The sequence below is a fragment of the Tardiphaga sp. 709 genome, from assembly GCF_032401055.1.
Classification (GTDB): Bacteria; Pseudomonadota; Alphaproteobacteria; order Rhizobiales; family Xanthobacteraceae; genus Tardiphaga.
Genome location: NZ_CP135529.1, coordinates 1,741,128 through 1,754,892 on the forward strand (window position 1 = coordinate 1,741,128; position 13,765 = coordinate 1,754,892).

General features: G+C 63.9%; 9 protein-coding genes and 2 pseudogenes. 7 read left to right on the forward strand and 4 right to left on the reverse strand.

The genetic code is table 11. The features are described from left to right. Positions 1-6 precede the first annotated feature (6 nt). From RSO67_RS08805 to RSO67_RS08820, 4 genes and pseudogenes are all read left to right on the forward strand, one after another. Entirely contained in the window at positions 7-1,101 is a 1,095-nt protein-coding gene (locus RSO67_RS08805; protein ID WP_315843171.1) for a CaiB/BaiF CoA-transferase family protein, read from the forward strand. Positions 1,102-1,126: 25 nt separating this feature from the next. Further along, positions 1,127-1,978: a MaoC family dehydratase N-terminal domain-containing protein gene (locus RSO67_RS08810; protein WP_315843172.1), complete on the forward strand. Its 852-nt coding sequence runs from the start codon at positions 1,127-1,129 to the stop codon at positions 1,976-1,978. 362 nt (positions 1,979-2,340) lie between these two features. Next, positions 2,341-3,968: pseudogene (gene mdlC / locus RSO67_RS08815) on the forward strand (benzoylformate decarboxylase). A 29-nt stretch (positions 3,969-3,997) separates the two neighbouring features. Beyond that, positions 3,998-6,340, forward strand: a complete 2,343-nt coding sequence (locus tag RSO67_RS08820; protein WP_315843173.1) for a molybdopterin guanine dinucleotide-containing S/N-oxide reductase — start codon at positions 3,998-4,000, stop codon at positions 6,338-6,340. 156 nt (positions 6,341-6,496) lie between these two features. Here the strand turns inward: RSO67_RS08820 and RSO67_RS08825 are convergent, their stop codons facing one another. Both RSO67_RS08825 and trhA read right to left on the reverse strand, forming a co-directional pair. Beyond that, positions 6,497-7,294, reverse strand: a complete 798-nt coding sequence (locus tag RSO67_RS08825) for an SDR family oxidoreductase (protein ID WP_315843174.1) — start codon at positions 7,292-7,294, stop codon at positions 6,497-6,499. Positions 7,295-7,376: 82 nt separating this feature from the next. Next, a complete protein-coding gene (gene trhA, locus RSO67_RS08830; RefSeq protein ID WP_184518994.1) occupies positions 7,377-8,075 on the reverse strand; it encodes a PAQR family membrane homeostasis protein TrhA in 699 nt (232 codons plus the stop codon). Positions 8,076-8,299: 224 nt separating this feature from the next. Between trhA and RSO67_RS08835 the strand changes: the two genes are divergently transcribed. Both RSO67_RS08835 and RSO67_RS08840 read left to right on the forward strand, forming a co-directional pair. Next, positions 8,300-9,763, forward strand: coding sequence for a YcjX family protein (locus tag RSO67_RS08835; RefSeq protein ID WP_315843175.1), 1,464 nt, complete (start codon positions 8,300-8,302; stop codon positions 9,761-9,763). After that, complete coding sequence (locus RSO67_RS08840; protein WP_315843176.1) at positions 9,760-10,794, forward strand: TIGR01620 family protein; 1,035 nt, start codon at positions 9,760-9,762, stop codon at positions 10,792-10,794. Before RSO67_RS08835 ends, RSO67_RS08840 begins: the two co-directional genes overlap by 4 nt. Before the next feature lie 12 nt (positions 10,795-10,806). Here RSO67_RS08840 and RSO67_RS08845 read toward each other — a convergent pair whose 3' ends face one another. Continuing rightward, positions 10,807-11,199, reverse strand: coding sequence for a RidA family protein (locus tag RSO67_RS08845; RefSeq protein ID WP_089265302.1), 393 nt, complete (start codon positions 11,197-11,199; stop codon positions 10,807-10,809). Positions 11,200-11,346: 147 nt separating this feature from the next. On the opposite strand from RSO67_RS08845, the gene RSO67_RS08850 reads away from it, so the two are divergent. Beyond that, positions 11,347-12,090, forward strand: a complete 744-nt coding sequence (locus tag RSO67_RS08850) for a helix-turn-helix domain-containing protein (protein ID WP_315843177.1) — start codon at positions 11,347-11,349, stop codon at positions 12,088-12,090. Here RSO67_RS08850 and RSO67_RS08855 read toward each other — a convergent pair. After that, positions 12,072-13,669 (reverse strand): annotated as a pseudogene (locus RSO67_RS08855) (glycosyltransferase family 39 protein). The gene RSO67_RS08850 and the pseudogene RSO67_RS08855 overlap by 19 nt on opposite strands. Positions 13,670-13,765 lie beyond the last annotated feature (96 nt).

Here is a 13,765-nt window from a genome sequence, read left to right on the forward strand (position 1 = left end):
AGACACATGCTGCCGCTCAAGGGACTGACCGTCATCGCTGTTGAACAGGCGGTGGCTGCACCATTCTGCAGTTCGCGTCTCGCGGATGCCGGCGCGCATGTGATCAAGATCGAGCGTCCGGAAGGCGATTTTGCCCGCGGCTACGATGCCGCGGCCAAGGGCCAGAGCAGCTATTTCGTCTGGCTCAACCGCGGCAAGGATTCCGTGGTGGTCGATCTTGCGACGCCCGAGGGCCGCAAGGCGATGGAAGAGCTGATCGCCAATGCCGACGTGCTGCTGCAGAACCTCAAGCCGGGCTCGATGGACAAGCTCGGCTTCACGCGCGAGCGGCTGCGCAAGGATTATCCGCGGCTGATCTGCTGCACCATCACCGGCTATGGCGACACCGGCCCCTACGCCCATCGCAAGGCCTATGACCTGCTGATCCAGGCCGAGAGCGGATTGGCGTCGATTACCGGCGGCCCCGAAGGCCCGTCGCGCGTCGGCGTTTCCATCGTCGATGTCGCCACCGGCGCTGCCGCGCATGCGGCGATCCTGGAAGCGCTGATCGGCCGCTCGGTGTCGGGCGAAGGCGCCGATATCCGCATCTCGATGTTCGACGTGATGGCCGACTGGCTCACCGTGCCGCTGCTCAATGCCGAGGCCGGCAACGAGCCGAAGCGCATGGGCCTCGCGCATCCCTCCATCGCGCCTTACGGCGTGTTTCGCTCCAGGGATGGCAAGGACATCCTGATCTCGATCCAGAGCGAGCGCGAATGGAAGATCCTCTGCGCCAAGGTGCTCGGCGATGCTGCGCTGGCCAGTGATCCACGCCTGGTCAACGGCGTCGAGCGCGTGCGCAACCGCGCCTTCACCGACCAGACCGTCAGCGACATCTTCGGATCGCTCAGCCGCGACGAACTCCTGAAGCGCCTGACCGCCGCCGATATCGCCTTTGCCGAAGTGAACACGATGGCGGACCTCACCACCCATCCGCATCTGCGCCGCATCACCGTCAACACGCCGAATGGCGAAGTTTCGTATCCGGCGCCGGCGGCGATCTGGGTCGATGCGCCGCGCAGTTACGGCGCCGTGCCCGGCATCGGCGAAGTGCAGAAGTAAACTTCAAGATCACACGGAGGTCGTCATGACCGACACACTCGACATCGATCATCTCAAGCAGTGGATCGGTCGCACCGACGAGGCCTCCGACGTCGTGACTGCGCAGCTCGTGAAGGGCCTGCGCGCGACGCTGTTTCTGGACATCGGCACGCCGAAGCAAGGCGATGCCGCGCCGTTCACCACGCAGTGGTGCCTGGCGCAGCCGGTCGCTGCGATGGACAAGCTCGGACCGGACGGCCATCCCGCGCGCGGCGGCTTCCTGCCGCCGGTACCGCTGCCGCGCCGCATGTGGGCGGGCGGCGAAGTGCAGTTCATCGAGCCTTTGCTTGTCGGCGACGAAGTCACGCGGTCCTCGAAGATCCTCGACGTCAATCTCAAGACCGGCTCCACCGGCGCGCTGTGCTTCGTCAATGTCGAGCACCTGATCACCACCAAGCGCGGCCTCGCCATCCGTGAGCGGCAGGACATCGTCTATCGGGACATGCCGACCAGCATGGCGCCGCCGGCGCCCGCGCCGAAGGACGTGCCTGCGGCCAAGCATCAGGAAACGCATTACGCCGATCCCGTGCTGCTGTTTCGCTACAGTGCACTGACCTTCAACGGCCACCGCATCCATTACGACCGCGATTATGTCACCAAGGTCGAGTTCTATCCGGGCCTGGTGTTCCACGGCCCGCTGCAGGCTGCGTTGCTGGTCGAATTCGCCGCCAAGCTCAAGGGTGGCAAGGCACCGGCCAAGTTCAGCTATCGCGGCATGTCACCGCTGTTCGACGGCGCGGATTTTTCGGTGAATGCCAACGAGACGGCGGATGGTTTCGAGGTCTGGACCGCCAACGACCAGGGCGCGCCGACCATGAAGGCGACGGCGAGCTGGTAAACCACAACGACGCGCTGATCTTACCTCTCCCCGCTCTGCGCGGGGAGAGGTTGCCGCGCCTTCGCGGCGGGTGAGGGGAAGCGCGCCATAAAGACCCAGTGGCCTCACCTATCGGATCTCGACTTTTCGATCCGCAATCTCCCCAGCCTTTCGCGGGCGATGTGCCCCGCCCCTCACCCCACCCCTCTCCCCGCCTAGCGAAGCTTCGCTTCGCGGGGATGCGGGGAGAGGGAGCGACGGCGCGCCTCCGCTCCGTCAGCGCGGTTTCACCCCACCTCCCGGATTGACTCCCGGCCCCCTCCTGCTGTTGATGAGTCAACAACACACGGCAGACCACTGCCCGATCCCGTGAGGAAACGACCTTGGCCCGCGACAGCAAGACAACCGCCGCCCGTACTCCCGTGACCGTCAAGGATGCCACGCTGAACCTGCTGCGCGGCTTCGGCATCAAAAAAGTGTTCGGCAATCCCGGCTCGACGGAACTGCCGTTCCTGTCCGACTGGCCGGACGATATCGACTACGTGCTCGGCCTGCAGGAAGCCTCCGTGATCGGCATGGCCGACGGTTATGCGCAGGCGACGCGCAATGCCGCTTTCGTCAATCTGCATTCCGCGGCCGGCGTCGGCCATGCGCTCGGTAATATCTACACCGCGCATCGCAACCAGACGCCGATGGTCATCACCGCAGGCCAGCAGGCGCGCAGCATTCTGCCGCTGCAGGCGTTTCTCTATGCCGAACGCGCCTCGGAATTTCCGCGGCCCTATGTGAAATACAGCGTCGAGCCCGCACGCGCCGAGGACGTGCCCGCCGCGATCGCGCGCGCCTATTACGTGGCGATGCAGCCGCCCTGCGGACCGACCTTCGTATCAGTGCCGATCGACGACTGGACGCATCAGGCCCAACCTCTTGAGGCGCGTCATGTGAGCCGCGAGCTCGGGCCAGATCCGAAGGCGATGCAGGAACTGATCGCCGCACTCGGCAACAGCAGGAACCCTGCGCTGATCGTCGGCCCCGGCATCGACCGCGCGGAGGCCGTCGATCTGATGGTATCAGTCGCGGAGAAGACCAAAGCCGCCGTCTGGGTCAGCCCGTTCTCGGCACGCTGCAGTTTCCCGGAACGCCATCCGCAATTTTGCGGCTTCCTGCATGCCTCGCCGGCGCAACTCTCCGACGCATTGAAAGACTACGACCTCGTCGTCGTCATCGGCGCGCCGGTCTTCACCTTCCACGTCGAAGGCCATGCGGCGATCTTCGACGGCGATACCACGATCTTCCAGATCACGGATGATGTGGACTCCGCCGCCGTCGCGCCGATCGGCACCAGCATCATCGCGACCATGAAGCCGGCGCTGACGCTGCTGCTCGATCTGCTACCAGACACACAACGAAACGTCGCCAAGGGCCGCATCCTGCCGCCGCCCCCGCGGGCGCTGACCCGATCCCGATAGATTATCTGCTGCACACGCTGTCGCGGGCCATGCCATCGGATGCGATGCTGGTGGAAGAAGCGCCCTCGCATCGCCCGGCGATGCAGAAGTATCTTCCGATGCGCGGCGCCAACAGTTTCTACACCATGACCTCAGGCGGTCTCGGCCACTCGCTGCCGGCATCTGTCGGCATGGCGCTGGGCTATCCGGATCGTCGCACCGTCTGCCTGATCGGCGACGGCTCGGCGATGTATTCAATCCAGGCGCTGTGGACCGCCGCGCAGCGCAAATTGCCTTTGACTATAGTGGTTATCAACAATTCCGGTTACGGCGCGATGCGCTCGTTCAGCCAGGTGATGCAGGTGCGTAATGTTCCCGGGCTGGATCTGCCCGGTCTGGATTTCGTCAAACTGGCCGAAGGTATGGGCGCGCATGCCGTCCGCGTCGACAAATCATCGGAACTTGCGGGTGCTTTCGCGCAGTCTCTGCAACATCCGGGCGTCAGCCTTGTCGAAGTCATCGTCGACTCGGCCGTTCCCGTGCTTTATGGACAGAAGCACTGATATGACGGGATCATAACGGAAGCTCAGGCATGACGAAGCAGGCAGGCGACTCCTCGAAGAAAACGCACAGCTCCCACTGGGGTGCCTTTTCCGGACAATGGGTCGACGGCAAGCTCGTCATCACACCGCATCCGATCGATCCCGATCCGAATCCGATCATCCAGAATTTTCCCGACGCGCTCCGCCACAAGGCGCGCATCGCCAAGCCGATGGTGCGTCGTGGCTGGCTCGAGAACGGCCCCGGCCCGGACGATCGGCGTGGCCGCGATGCATTCGTCGAGATGGAATGGGACGAGGTGCTCGACCTGCTCGCCGGCGAACTCAAGCGCGTCAAGGACACGCACAGTGCCAAGGCGATCTATGGCGGCTCCTATGGCTGGTCGAGTGCCGGACGCTTCCATCACGCACAGAGTCAGATCCATCGGTTTCTGAATGTCGCGCTCGGCGGCTATGTGCGCTCCGTCAACAGTTACTCGGCCGGCGCATCGACGGTTCTCATTCCGCACATCCTCGGCAATTACGAAGACATGACCCGCCGCAATATCGGCTGGGACGAAATCGTCGAGCACACCGATATCATTCTCGCCTTCGGCGGCATGAACACCAAGAACTCGCGCGTTGCCGGCGGCGGCATCAGCAAGCACACCGAACACCGCGACATGGTCGCGCTCAGCAAGCGTGGTGGCGAACTCGTGCTGATCTCGCCGCTGAAGAGCGACCTGCCAGATGAAGTGAACCAGGACTGGGTCGCCGCGCGTCCCGGCACCGACGTGGCACTGATGCTCGGCATCGCGCATACCGCTGTCATGGACCGCACGCATGACCGCGCCTTCCTCGACAGCCATACGCACGGCTGGGATACTTTCGAAGACTATCTGATGGGCCGCAGCGACGGCCAGCCGAAAGACGCTGCCTGGGCTGCTGCGATCACTGGCCTCAAGGCCGACGCCATACTCACGCTTGCGCGTCGCCTGCCCGGCAAGCGCGCGCTCTTTGTTGTTGCGCATTCACTGCAGCGCGCGAAGCATGGCGAACAGCCGGTGTGGATGGCCTCGGTGCTGTCGGCGATGTTCGGACAATCGGGCCTGCCCGGTGGCGGCTTCGGCTATGCGCTCGGCGCCATCGCCAATTACGGACGCCGCCAGAACGCCGTGCCGATCGCCGGCCTGCCGCAGGGCAAGAACGGCGTGAGCGAATTCATCCCGGTGGCGCGCGTCAGCGACATGCTGCTCAATCCCGGCGCACCGTTCGAATATAACGGCGCACACATGACCTATCCGGATATCAAGCTGGTCTATTGGGCCGGCGGCAATCCGTTCCATCACCATCAGGACCTCAACCGCCTGCGCAAGGCCTTCGCGCGTGTCGACACGCTGGTGGTGCACGACCTCGCCTGGACCGCATCGGCGCGCCATGCCGACTTCGTGCTCCCCTGCACCATGTCGCTGGAGCGCGAGGACATCGGCAGCTCGCAAACCGATCCGATGATGGTCGCGATGCATCAGATGGCGGAGCCGTTTGGCGACGCGCGCGACGACTACGCGATCTTCACAGGCCTGTCGGAGCGTCTCGGCGCCGCCGATGCTTTCACCGAAGGCCGCACGCCGCGTGAATGGTTGAAGCATCTCTATCAACCTACTTACGACGGGCTCAAAGCCAAGGGCTTGGATGCGCCTGATTTCGATGCCTTCTGGGCGGCCGGCGAAGTAATGCTGCCACAGCTACCGTTGGACGGCGGCACCCTGCGCGCGTTCCGCGACGATCCCGAGGGCACGCCGCTGCCGACCACCAGCGGCAAGATCGAGATCACGTCGGACACCATCGCCAGCTTCAATTACGACGACTGCCCCGGCCATCCGGTCTGGCTCGCGCCCGAAGACGTGGTCGATGCGACCAACCCGCTGCAGCTCGTCGCCAACCAGCCGGCCTCGCGACTGCACAGCCAGCTCGACTTCGGCGGGCACAGCTCCGCCGAGAAGCGCCGCGGCCGCGAAGTCGCGCGCATGCATCCGGTCGATGCGGACGCGCGCGGCATCAAGGACGGTGACATCATCAAGCTGTTCAATCAGCGCGGTTCGTGTCTCGCATCCGTCGTCGTCACCGAGGACGTGATGGCCGGCGTGATCCAGCTGCCGACCGGCGCCTATTACGATCCGGAAGATCCGAACGAGGAGAAGCCGCTCTGCGTGCACGGCAATCCGAACGTGCTGACAAGGGACACCGGCACCTCGCGCCTCGCGCAGGGCTGCACGGGTCAGCTCACGGTGGTGAATGTCGAGAAATTCACCGGAAACCTGCCGCCGATCCAGGCCTATGATCCGCCGGTCCCGGTGATCTGGCCGCGCCCGCCGAAGCTCGAAGCGGCGGAGTAGTTGCGACGCCAGACAACGACGCCATCGCCTAAAACAGAAACTCCGTCATGCCCGGGTTCGTCCCGGGCATCCACGTCTTTGCAGCAAAGAAAGGCGTGGATGGCCGGGACAAGCCCGGCCATGACGTGGTGAGAGGCTGGGGTTTCCCCACAAACCTCAAGCCTTCCCAAACGTCTCCCGCATCTTCGCCTGGATCTTCGCCATGCCGCCGATCCAGCGGTCGTAGTTCTCGGTCTTCTTGCGCATGTAATCAATCACCTGCTTGTGCGGCAGGATCAGGAAGGTCTCCGCTTCGATCCCCGCCAGCGCATCCTGCGCGACCTGCTCCGGCGACAGGTTGCCGTCATTGGATTGCGGGCCTTTCGGGATGTTTTTCAGCATGTTGGTATCGACGCCCTGCGGGCAGAGGATCGAGACCTTGATGTTATCCGCCCGGTGCGAGATCGCGAGATTTTCGGCGAAGCCAACCGCGGCATGTTTGGTGGTCGAATAGGCAGGGCTGCCGACTTGCGAGAGGAGCCCCGCGGCCGAGATCGTATTGAGGAAATAACCGCCGCCACGCGCCTTGTAGAGCGGGATCAGATGCCGCGCGGCATAGACATGGGCCATCACATGGATCGCCCAGCTCCGCGCCCATGGTTCATCCGACGTGCCACCGGCATTCGGGCTCATGGGATCGAAACCGCCGCCGATGCCGGCATTGGAGCAGAACAGCGCGATCGGCCCGTAATGCCGTTCGGTCAGTTCGATCACATGCTGGATGTCTTTTTCCTTGCCGACATCGCATCGGAACGCGGCGCCGCCGATGGACTCTGCAACGGCGGTCGCACGCTCACCGTCGAGATCGACGACGACAACTTTCGCTGCACCCGCTTTATGAAATGTCTCGCATAACGCCTGGCCGATGCCATTGGCGCCACCGGTCACGACGACGACCTTACCGGTCACCTGCATGCCGCACTCCCCTTGATGTTTTTGTTTCTTGTTAGAGCATGATCCGATCCGAAAACCGGTATCCACTTTCCGGGATCATGCCCTAGGTGCTCAGCACCATGTCGAGCACGGCCGTATAGTGGCACGCGGCGCCGAGCAGGACAAATGCGTGCCAGATGGCGTTCTGGAAACGCAGCCGCTGCCAGGCGTGGAATACGACGCCCAGCGTATACAGCGTGCCGCCGGCGGCGACGAACCACATGGTCAGCGGCGGCAGCGGCGTGAACACGGCGTCATAGGCCATCAAGCCGCTCCAGCCCATGGCGAGATAGAGCACGACCGCAAGGCGATCGAAACGGCCGGGATAAACGAGCTTGATGACGATGCCGGTGATGGCGACGCTCCACACGCCGGCGAGCAGCGAGATCGCGAGCCGTGTATTGGCGATCTGCGCAAAGAACGGCGTGTAGGTCGCGGCGATGAGAAGATAGATCGCGGAGTGATCGAAGCGACGCAGGAACCACTTTCGCGGCGACACCGGCCACATATTGTAGATGGCCGACAGCACCAGCATGGCCAGCAGGCCGACGGAATAGACCGAGACGGTCACGACTTCATACGCCGTCGCAAACACGGCAGCGAGGACGATGAGAACCGTGGCGGCGATCAGGCCGGAGAACACGCCGAGCCCGTGAACGATGCCGTCGGCGATCAGCTCGGCACGGTCGTAATTCCAGCGGATCGCGCCGGCCACCATGTGAGCGGAATTGCTGGTCAGTTCTTTGATGCGAAAAACGGTCATGGTGGCGTCAACCCGGCCGGTGCTATGCGGTGAGCTTGCCCCGTAAGCCCGCCTGTGACTTCCCCTGAAATCAGCGATAGATCATAGGCTGGAGATCGTCAACGAAAGCCAAACGACGAAGTGACGACGCTTTCGTGACGAACTTGATTTCAGCCAGACAATCGCCATTTTTAAAGGCAGATCAACACCCGCGCACCATTCACCATGATGAGCTTTCCCGCACGATGCCCAGCCTGTCCGAACTCGTCGAAGAAGCGCGGCTGTCTGCGCGCGCATTGCTCGATTATGGCGATGGTCTGTTCAATCCCACGGTGCGGCTTGGGGTCACAGGCCTGTCGCGCGCCGGCAAGACGGTCTTCATTACTGCACTCGTGCATGGCCTGACGCGCGGCGGACGCTTTCCGGTGTTCGAGTCGCTGGCCACCGGGCGCATCGCGCAAGCGCGTCTTGCGCCGCAGCCCGACGATGCCGTCCCGCGTTTTGCCTATGAGGAACATCTACGCACGCTGATCGATGAGCGCCGCTGGCCGAACTCGACAACGGATATCAGCGAGCTGCGTCTGGTCATCGACTATCAGCGCACGAGCGGCGCCGACCGCAAGCTCACGCTCGACATCGTCGACTATCCCGGCGAATGGCTGCTGGATCTGCCCTTGCTCAACAAGAGCTATGAGGAATGGTCGGCGGAGAGCCTTGCGCTGTCGCGGCAGGGTCCGCGCGCGGCGCTGGCTGCGGCGTTTCACGCGCATCTTGCCACGCTCGATCCCAATGCGCCGGAAAACGAGCAGGCTACACTGATCGCAGCAAAACTCTTCACCGACTATCTGCGCGCCTGCCGCGACGAACGCTTCGCCATGAGCCTGCTGCCGCCGGGCCGGTTCCTGATGCCGGGCAATCTTGCAGGCTCGCCGGCACTCACCTTTGCGCCGCTCGACGTCGCCAGCGATGGCAGCGCACCGGATGGTTCGCTGTGGGCGATGATGAAGCGACGCTACGAGGCCTACAAGGACGTCGTCGTCCGCCCTTTCTTCCGCGATCACTTCTCCAGGCTGGATCGGCAAATCGTACTCGTCGATGCGCTCTCTGCCTTCAATGCGGGACCCGAAGCGCTGCACGATCTCGAAGCGGCGCTCGCCGGCATTCTCGATTGTTTCCGCATCGGCCGGAGCACGATCCTCAGCACGCTGTTCCGCCCGCGCGTCGATCGCATCCTGTTTGCGGCGACCAAGGCCGATCATCTGCATCACCTCAGCCACGACCGGCTGGAGGATGTGCTCAGGCGTACCGTAACCAAAGCCGTTGCGCGCTCGGAGCTCGCTGGTGCATCCGTCGATGTCGTCGCCATCGCCGCCGTGCGCGCCACCAAGGAAGCGCTGGTGCAACGCGGCCGCGACAAGCTACCGTCGATCCTGGGCACGCCCGCCGCCGGCGAGGTCGCCAATGGCGAGACCTTCGACGGCGAGACCGAAGTCGCGACCTTCCCCGGCGATCTGCCGACCGATCTCGATGGTTTGTTCACCGGCGGTTCTTTCAAGGGCCTCTCGACAGATGCCGCCGACAAGGCCGACTATCGCTTCCTGCGCTTCCGCCCGCCGCTGCTCACCCGCGACGGCGGCGAGGAGCCGGCGCTGCCTCACATCCGCCTCGACCGCGCGCTCCAGTTCCTGATCGGAGACAGGCTGCAATGACCGACCGTACGCGCCGCCCGGCCACGTTCCGGCTCGACGATCCCCACGTCACCGTGATGGACGCCGACGAAGATGCCGGCCGCCTCGCCCGCGGCACCATCCGCATCACACCCGAAGCCGATCCGATGGCGATGCCCGTCGTCATCGACGAGCCGCTGCGGCCGGTACGGACCGGCTTCCGCTGGGGCACGCTGTTCTGGACCGGGCTCGGCGGCCTCGTGCTGCTTGGCACGGGTCTCGGCGTCACGCAACTGGTCCGCGACCTGTTCGCCATCAATGACGGCCTCGGCTTTCTCGGCCTCGGCTTCGCTGCGCTGGTCAGCATCGCGCTGATCGCCATCATCACCCGCGAGGCGCTGAGCCTGATGCGCCTCGCCACCATCGAGAAGCTGCATGCCCGCGCGCTCGCCGTGATCGCCAGCGATGACCGCGCCGAGAGCCGCGCCGTGCTCGCCGACCTGCTGAAACTCGCCCACACCAATCCGCGCCTCGCCCGCGCCCGCACGGCCCTGCAGGGCCATGCCGACGATATCATCGACGGCGCCGATCTCATTCGCGTGGCCGAACGTGAATTGATGAGCCCGCTCGACATCGAAGCGCGCCGCCTCGTCTCGGTCGCCGCGCAGCGCGTCTCGGTGGTGACCGCTGTCAGCCCGCGCGCCGTGGTCGATGTGCTGTTCGTCGCCGCCGCGGCGATCCGGCTGGTCCGGCAGCTCGCAAAACTCTATGGCGGCCGGCCGGGGACGCTCGGGATGATCACGCTGATGCGTCATGCCATCAGCCATCTCGCCATCACCGGCGGCATGGCCGCCAGCGACAGCATGATCCAGCAGGTGCTCGGTCACGGCATCGCCGCGAAACTCTCGCAGCGGCTCGGCGAAGGCGTGCTCAATGGCCTGCTCACGGCCCGCCTGGGTCTCGCCGCCATCGATGTGACGCGGCCGTTGCCATTCACGGCGCTGCCACGCCCGCAGCTTGGCGATCTCGCGAAGGATCTGTTGCGGAAGCGGGATGGGGAAGAGAACGCGTAATCCGCACTACTTCTAGACTGCGGCCACGCAGTCGACCTCAACGTCGAACGGGCCATGCCATCCCGCAACGATGAAAAAGCCGCGCGCCGGCGGATCCGCCGAGAAGTAACGCGCATAAACCCGATTGATGGTTTCGAACTGATCGGCCCCGGTGCAATAGACATTGCACTTGATCACCCTGTCGATCGATGAACCCGCAGCCGTGAGACACAGCGCCATCTGATCGAGGACGATCTCGATCTGCCGCTCCAGCGGAAAGCGCCTGATCTCCCCGGTCTCAGGATCATAGGGCGGCAGTTGCGAAACATAGACGAGATCGCCGTAGCGCACGGCCGGCGCGACAGGAACCTTCCGTGCTTCGAAATAGGATGAGAACGGTTCGACGCGAATGAACTGTGCCTGCATGTTTCCGCTCCCGGCTGCCATTATTGATCGCATCATCGCACGGGCCGCGGCCGGCGCCGGGCCAATTGGTTCGGCGCCGGCCGAACCGACGGGAGTGGCGGATTATCCGGCGAGCCGCTACGCTGGGATATGGTCGCCTCCGCAAACATGGTCGAAGTCGCAGCGCTGGTCGGCGACACGGCGCGCGCGACCATGCTTGCGGCACTTATGGGAGGTCAGGCGCTTACGGCAACCGAGCTGGCGTTTCAGGCCCGGATATCCCGCCCCACCGCGAGCGAACATTTGGCTCAGCTGCTCAACGCGCGATTGATATCGGTAACACCGAGCGGGCGGTTTCGTTACTATCGGATCACATCACCGCTCGTGGCCCAGATGCTGGAAAGCATGATCGCCGTCGCAGCCCTGGAAATGCCACCGAGGCATCGACCGCGCTCCGCCCGCGATGAAGCACTGTGCCTTGCGCGCAGTTGCTACGATCACATGGCCGGACGGCTGGGCGTTGCAGTCGCGGACGCGTTGATCGCACGAGACTACATGCATCTGAGTGCAGACGGCGGAGCCCTGACCGACGCAGGCCACCGCTTCCTCTGCGACTTCGGAGCCAAGCTTGAAACCGACCGTCGCAGCAAGCGCATCTTCTGCCGGGCCTGTCTCGACTGGAGCGAGCGGCGCTATCATGTGGGTGGATTGGTCGGCGCCGAGCTGCAACGGCGGTTTCTGGAACTCGGATGGGTTGCGCGAACGGGTGCGACCCGCGCCTTTAGAGTAACAGATGCCGGCAAGATCGAACTGAAAGACATATTTGGCATCGATCTGGACGTCGCAGGCGCCAGTCGCGACCTGCTTTCGCCTCGTCAGCCGGGAGAGAGTCCTCAGCGCGCTGCCAGCTGAATGCGTGACGGCACAGACATCTCCGCCAGCGCCGGCCAGCGATAGAACGGCGTATCAGGCTTCGGCGTCAGGTCCGGCGTCCAGCCCGTGAGCTTGTCGATCGCATAGTGCTTCATGGCCGTGCCGCGCCAGATGGTATCGACTTCGACAACAGGCGTGAGCACTGCACTCGTCGTCGCCAGCAGCGGGCGCTGATTGTCCGCGGTCTGCGCGATGTAGAGTCCGGTGTGCCCCTTAATTCTGTCCATGCCGGGATCGCGGAAACCGATAAATCTGGCGCGCTCGTTGACCTGCACCACCGGCACCTTGTCTTTCAGATGCCAGCGCAGCATTGCATAGGTGCGGTAGTCGGTCGTCGCGATCCACGTGGCGCCGGTGGTCTTCATCTCCGCCAATGCGCGGTCGGCCAGCACCTGATAGCCGCCCTCGCCGCCGAGCGGATCGTTCTTGCCGATCAGATTCCACGGCGCGGCCACGCTATAGAGGAACACCAGGACTACCAGCGGAATCCCGGTGACGATGGCAGCGATGCTCCAGCCATAGGAGGCACGCACCATGCGCGGCGACCAGCCGTCGACCGGCAGTTTCGTCAGGTTGATCGCCGCTGCAGCGATGCCGGCGGGCCACAGGAACATCGGCCAGGTATCGCCGACACGCAGGGTCAGCGACTTCCATGCAAAGAAAAAAACGGCACCAATACGCAGGTGGCGAGCAGGATCGCGACCGGTTCGCGGCGGCGATAGCCACGCCATGCCGTGACGACAACCGCGGAGAGAATGACCGGCATCAGGATGAAGCCGACCTGACCGAACTGCAGGCCGAGAAAATCGCCGAGCGTGCGCAGCGACACCTCGTTGTTCGTGGTGGCGCGGATGAACTGGAACCTGAACGACGCCCAGTCGTGGCCGGCATTCCAGATCAGGACCGGCGACGAGATCGCCAGTGCGATCAGCACGGCCAGCCATGGATACGGGCTGCGCAGCCAGCGCCCGCGCCATTCCGGCACCAGCATGAATGCGAGAATCCCGGGCACGAACATCACCACCGTGAGTTTGGACAGCAATGCGAAGCCGCCAAAGGCGCCGGCAGCGAGCCACCAGCGCCCGTCATGGCTTTCGGCCAGCCGCACCAGCGACCAGAGCATCGCCATGGCGAACGGAATCAACGCCACATCCGGCGCGACCTTGGCCATCAACAATCCGTAATACAGCGCCGCTTCCGACATCAGCACCGCCAGCAGCACCGCACGCAGATCCTGCGTAACGCGGCGAACAATGTCGGCGAGCAGCAATTGCGTCACCGCCATCGCCACGATACCAGCGAAACGCGCGCCGAAATTCGTGTCGCCGAAGATCAGTGTGCCCGCACGGATAAACCATGAGATCATTGGCGGATGATCGAGGAACGACAGCACGCTCTCCTTCGACCAGGTCCAGTAATAGGCCTCATCGGTGCGCAGATCGAATAGCCCGGCATAGACCAGCCGCATCGCGGTCAGCGCGACAAGCGATGCGCCGATCACCCAAAAGGCGCGGCGGGATACATTCCGATCGAGGTAAGGGTCGGGAAAAGACGTCATCGCCGAGCTTTTCGGCGGACTTCGCCATGCTGTCAACTTGTTGACTTTACTGCTGGATAAGGTCTGTCCGGAGGCCGCTCCGGATGGCATCGGAGC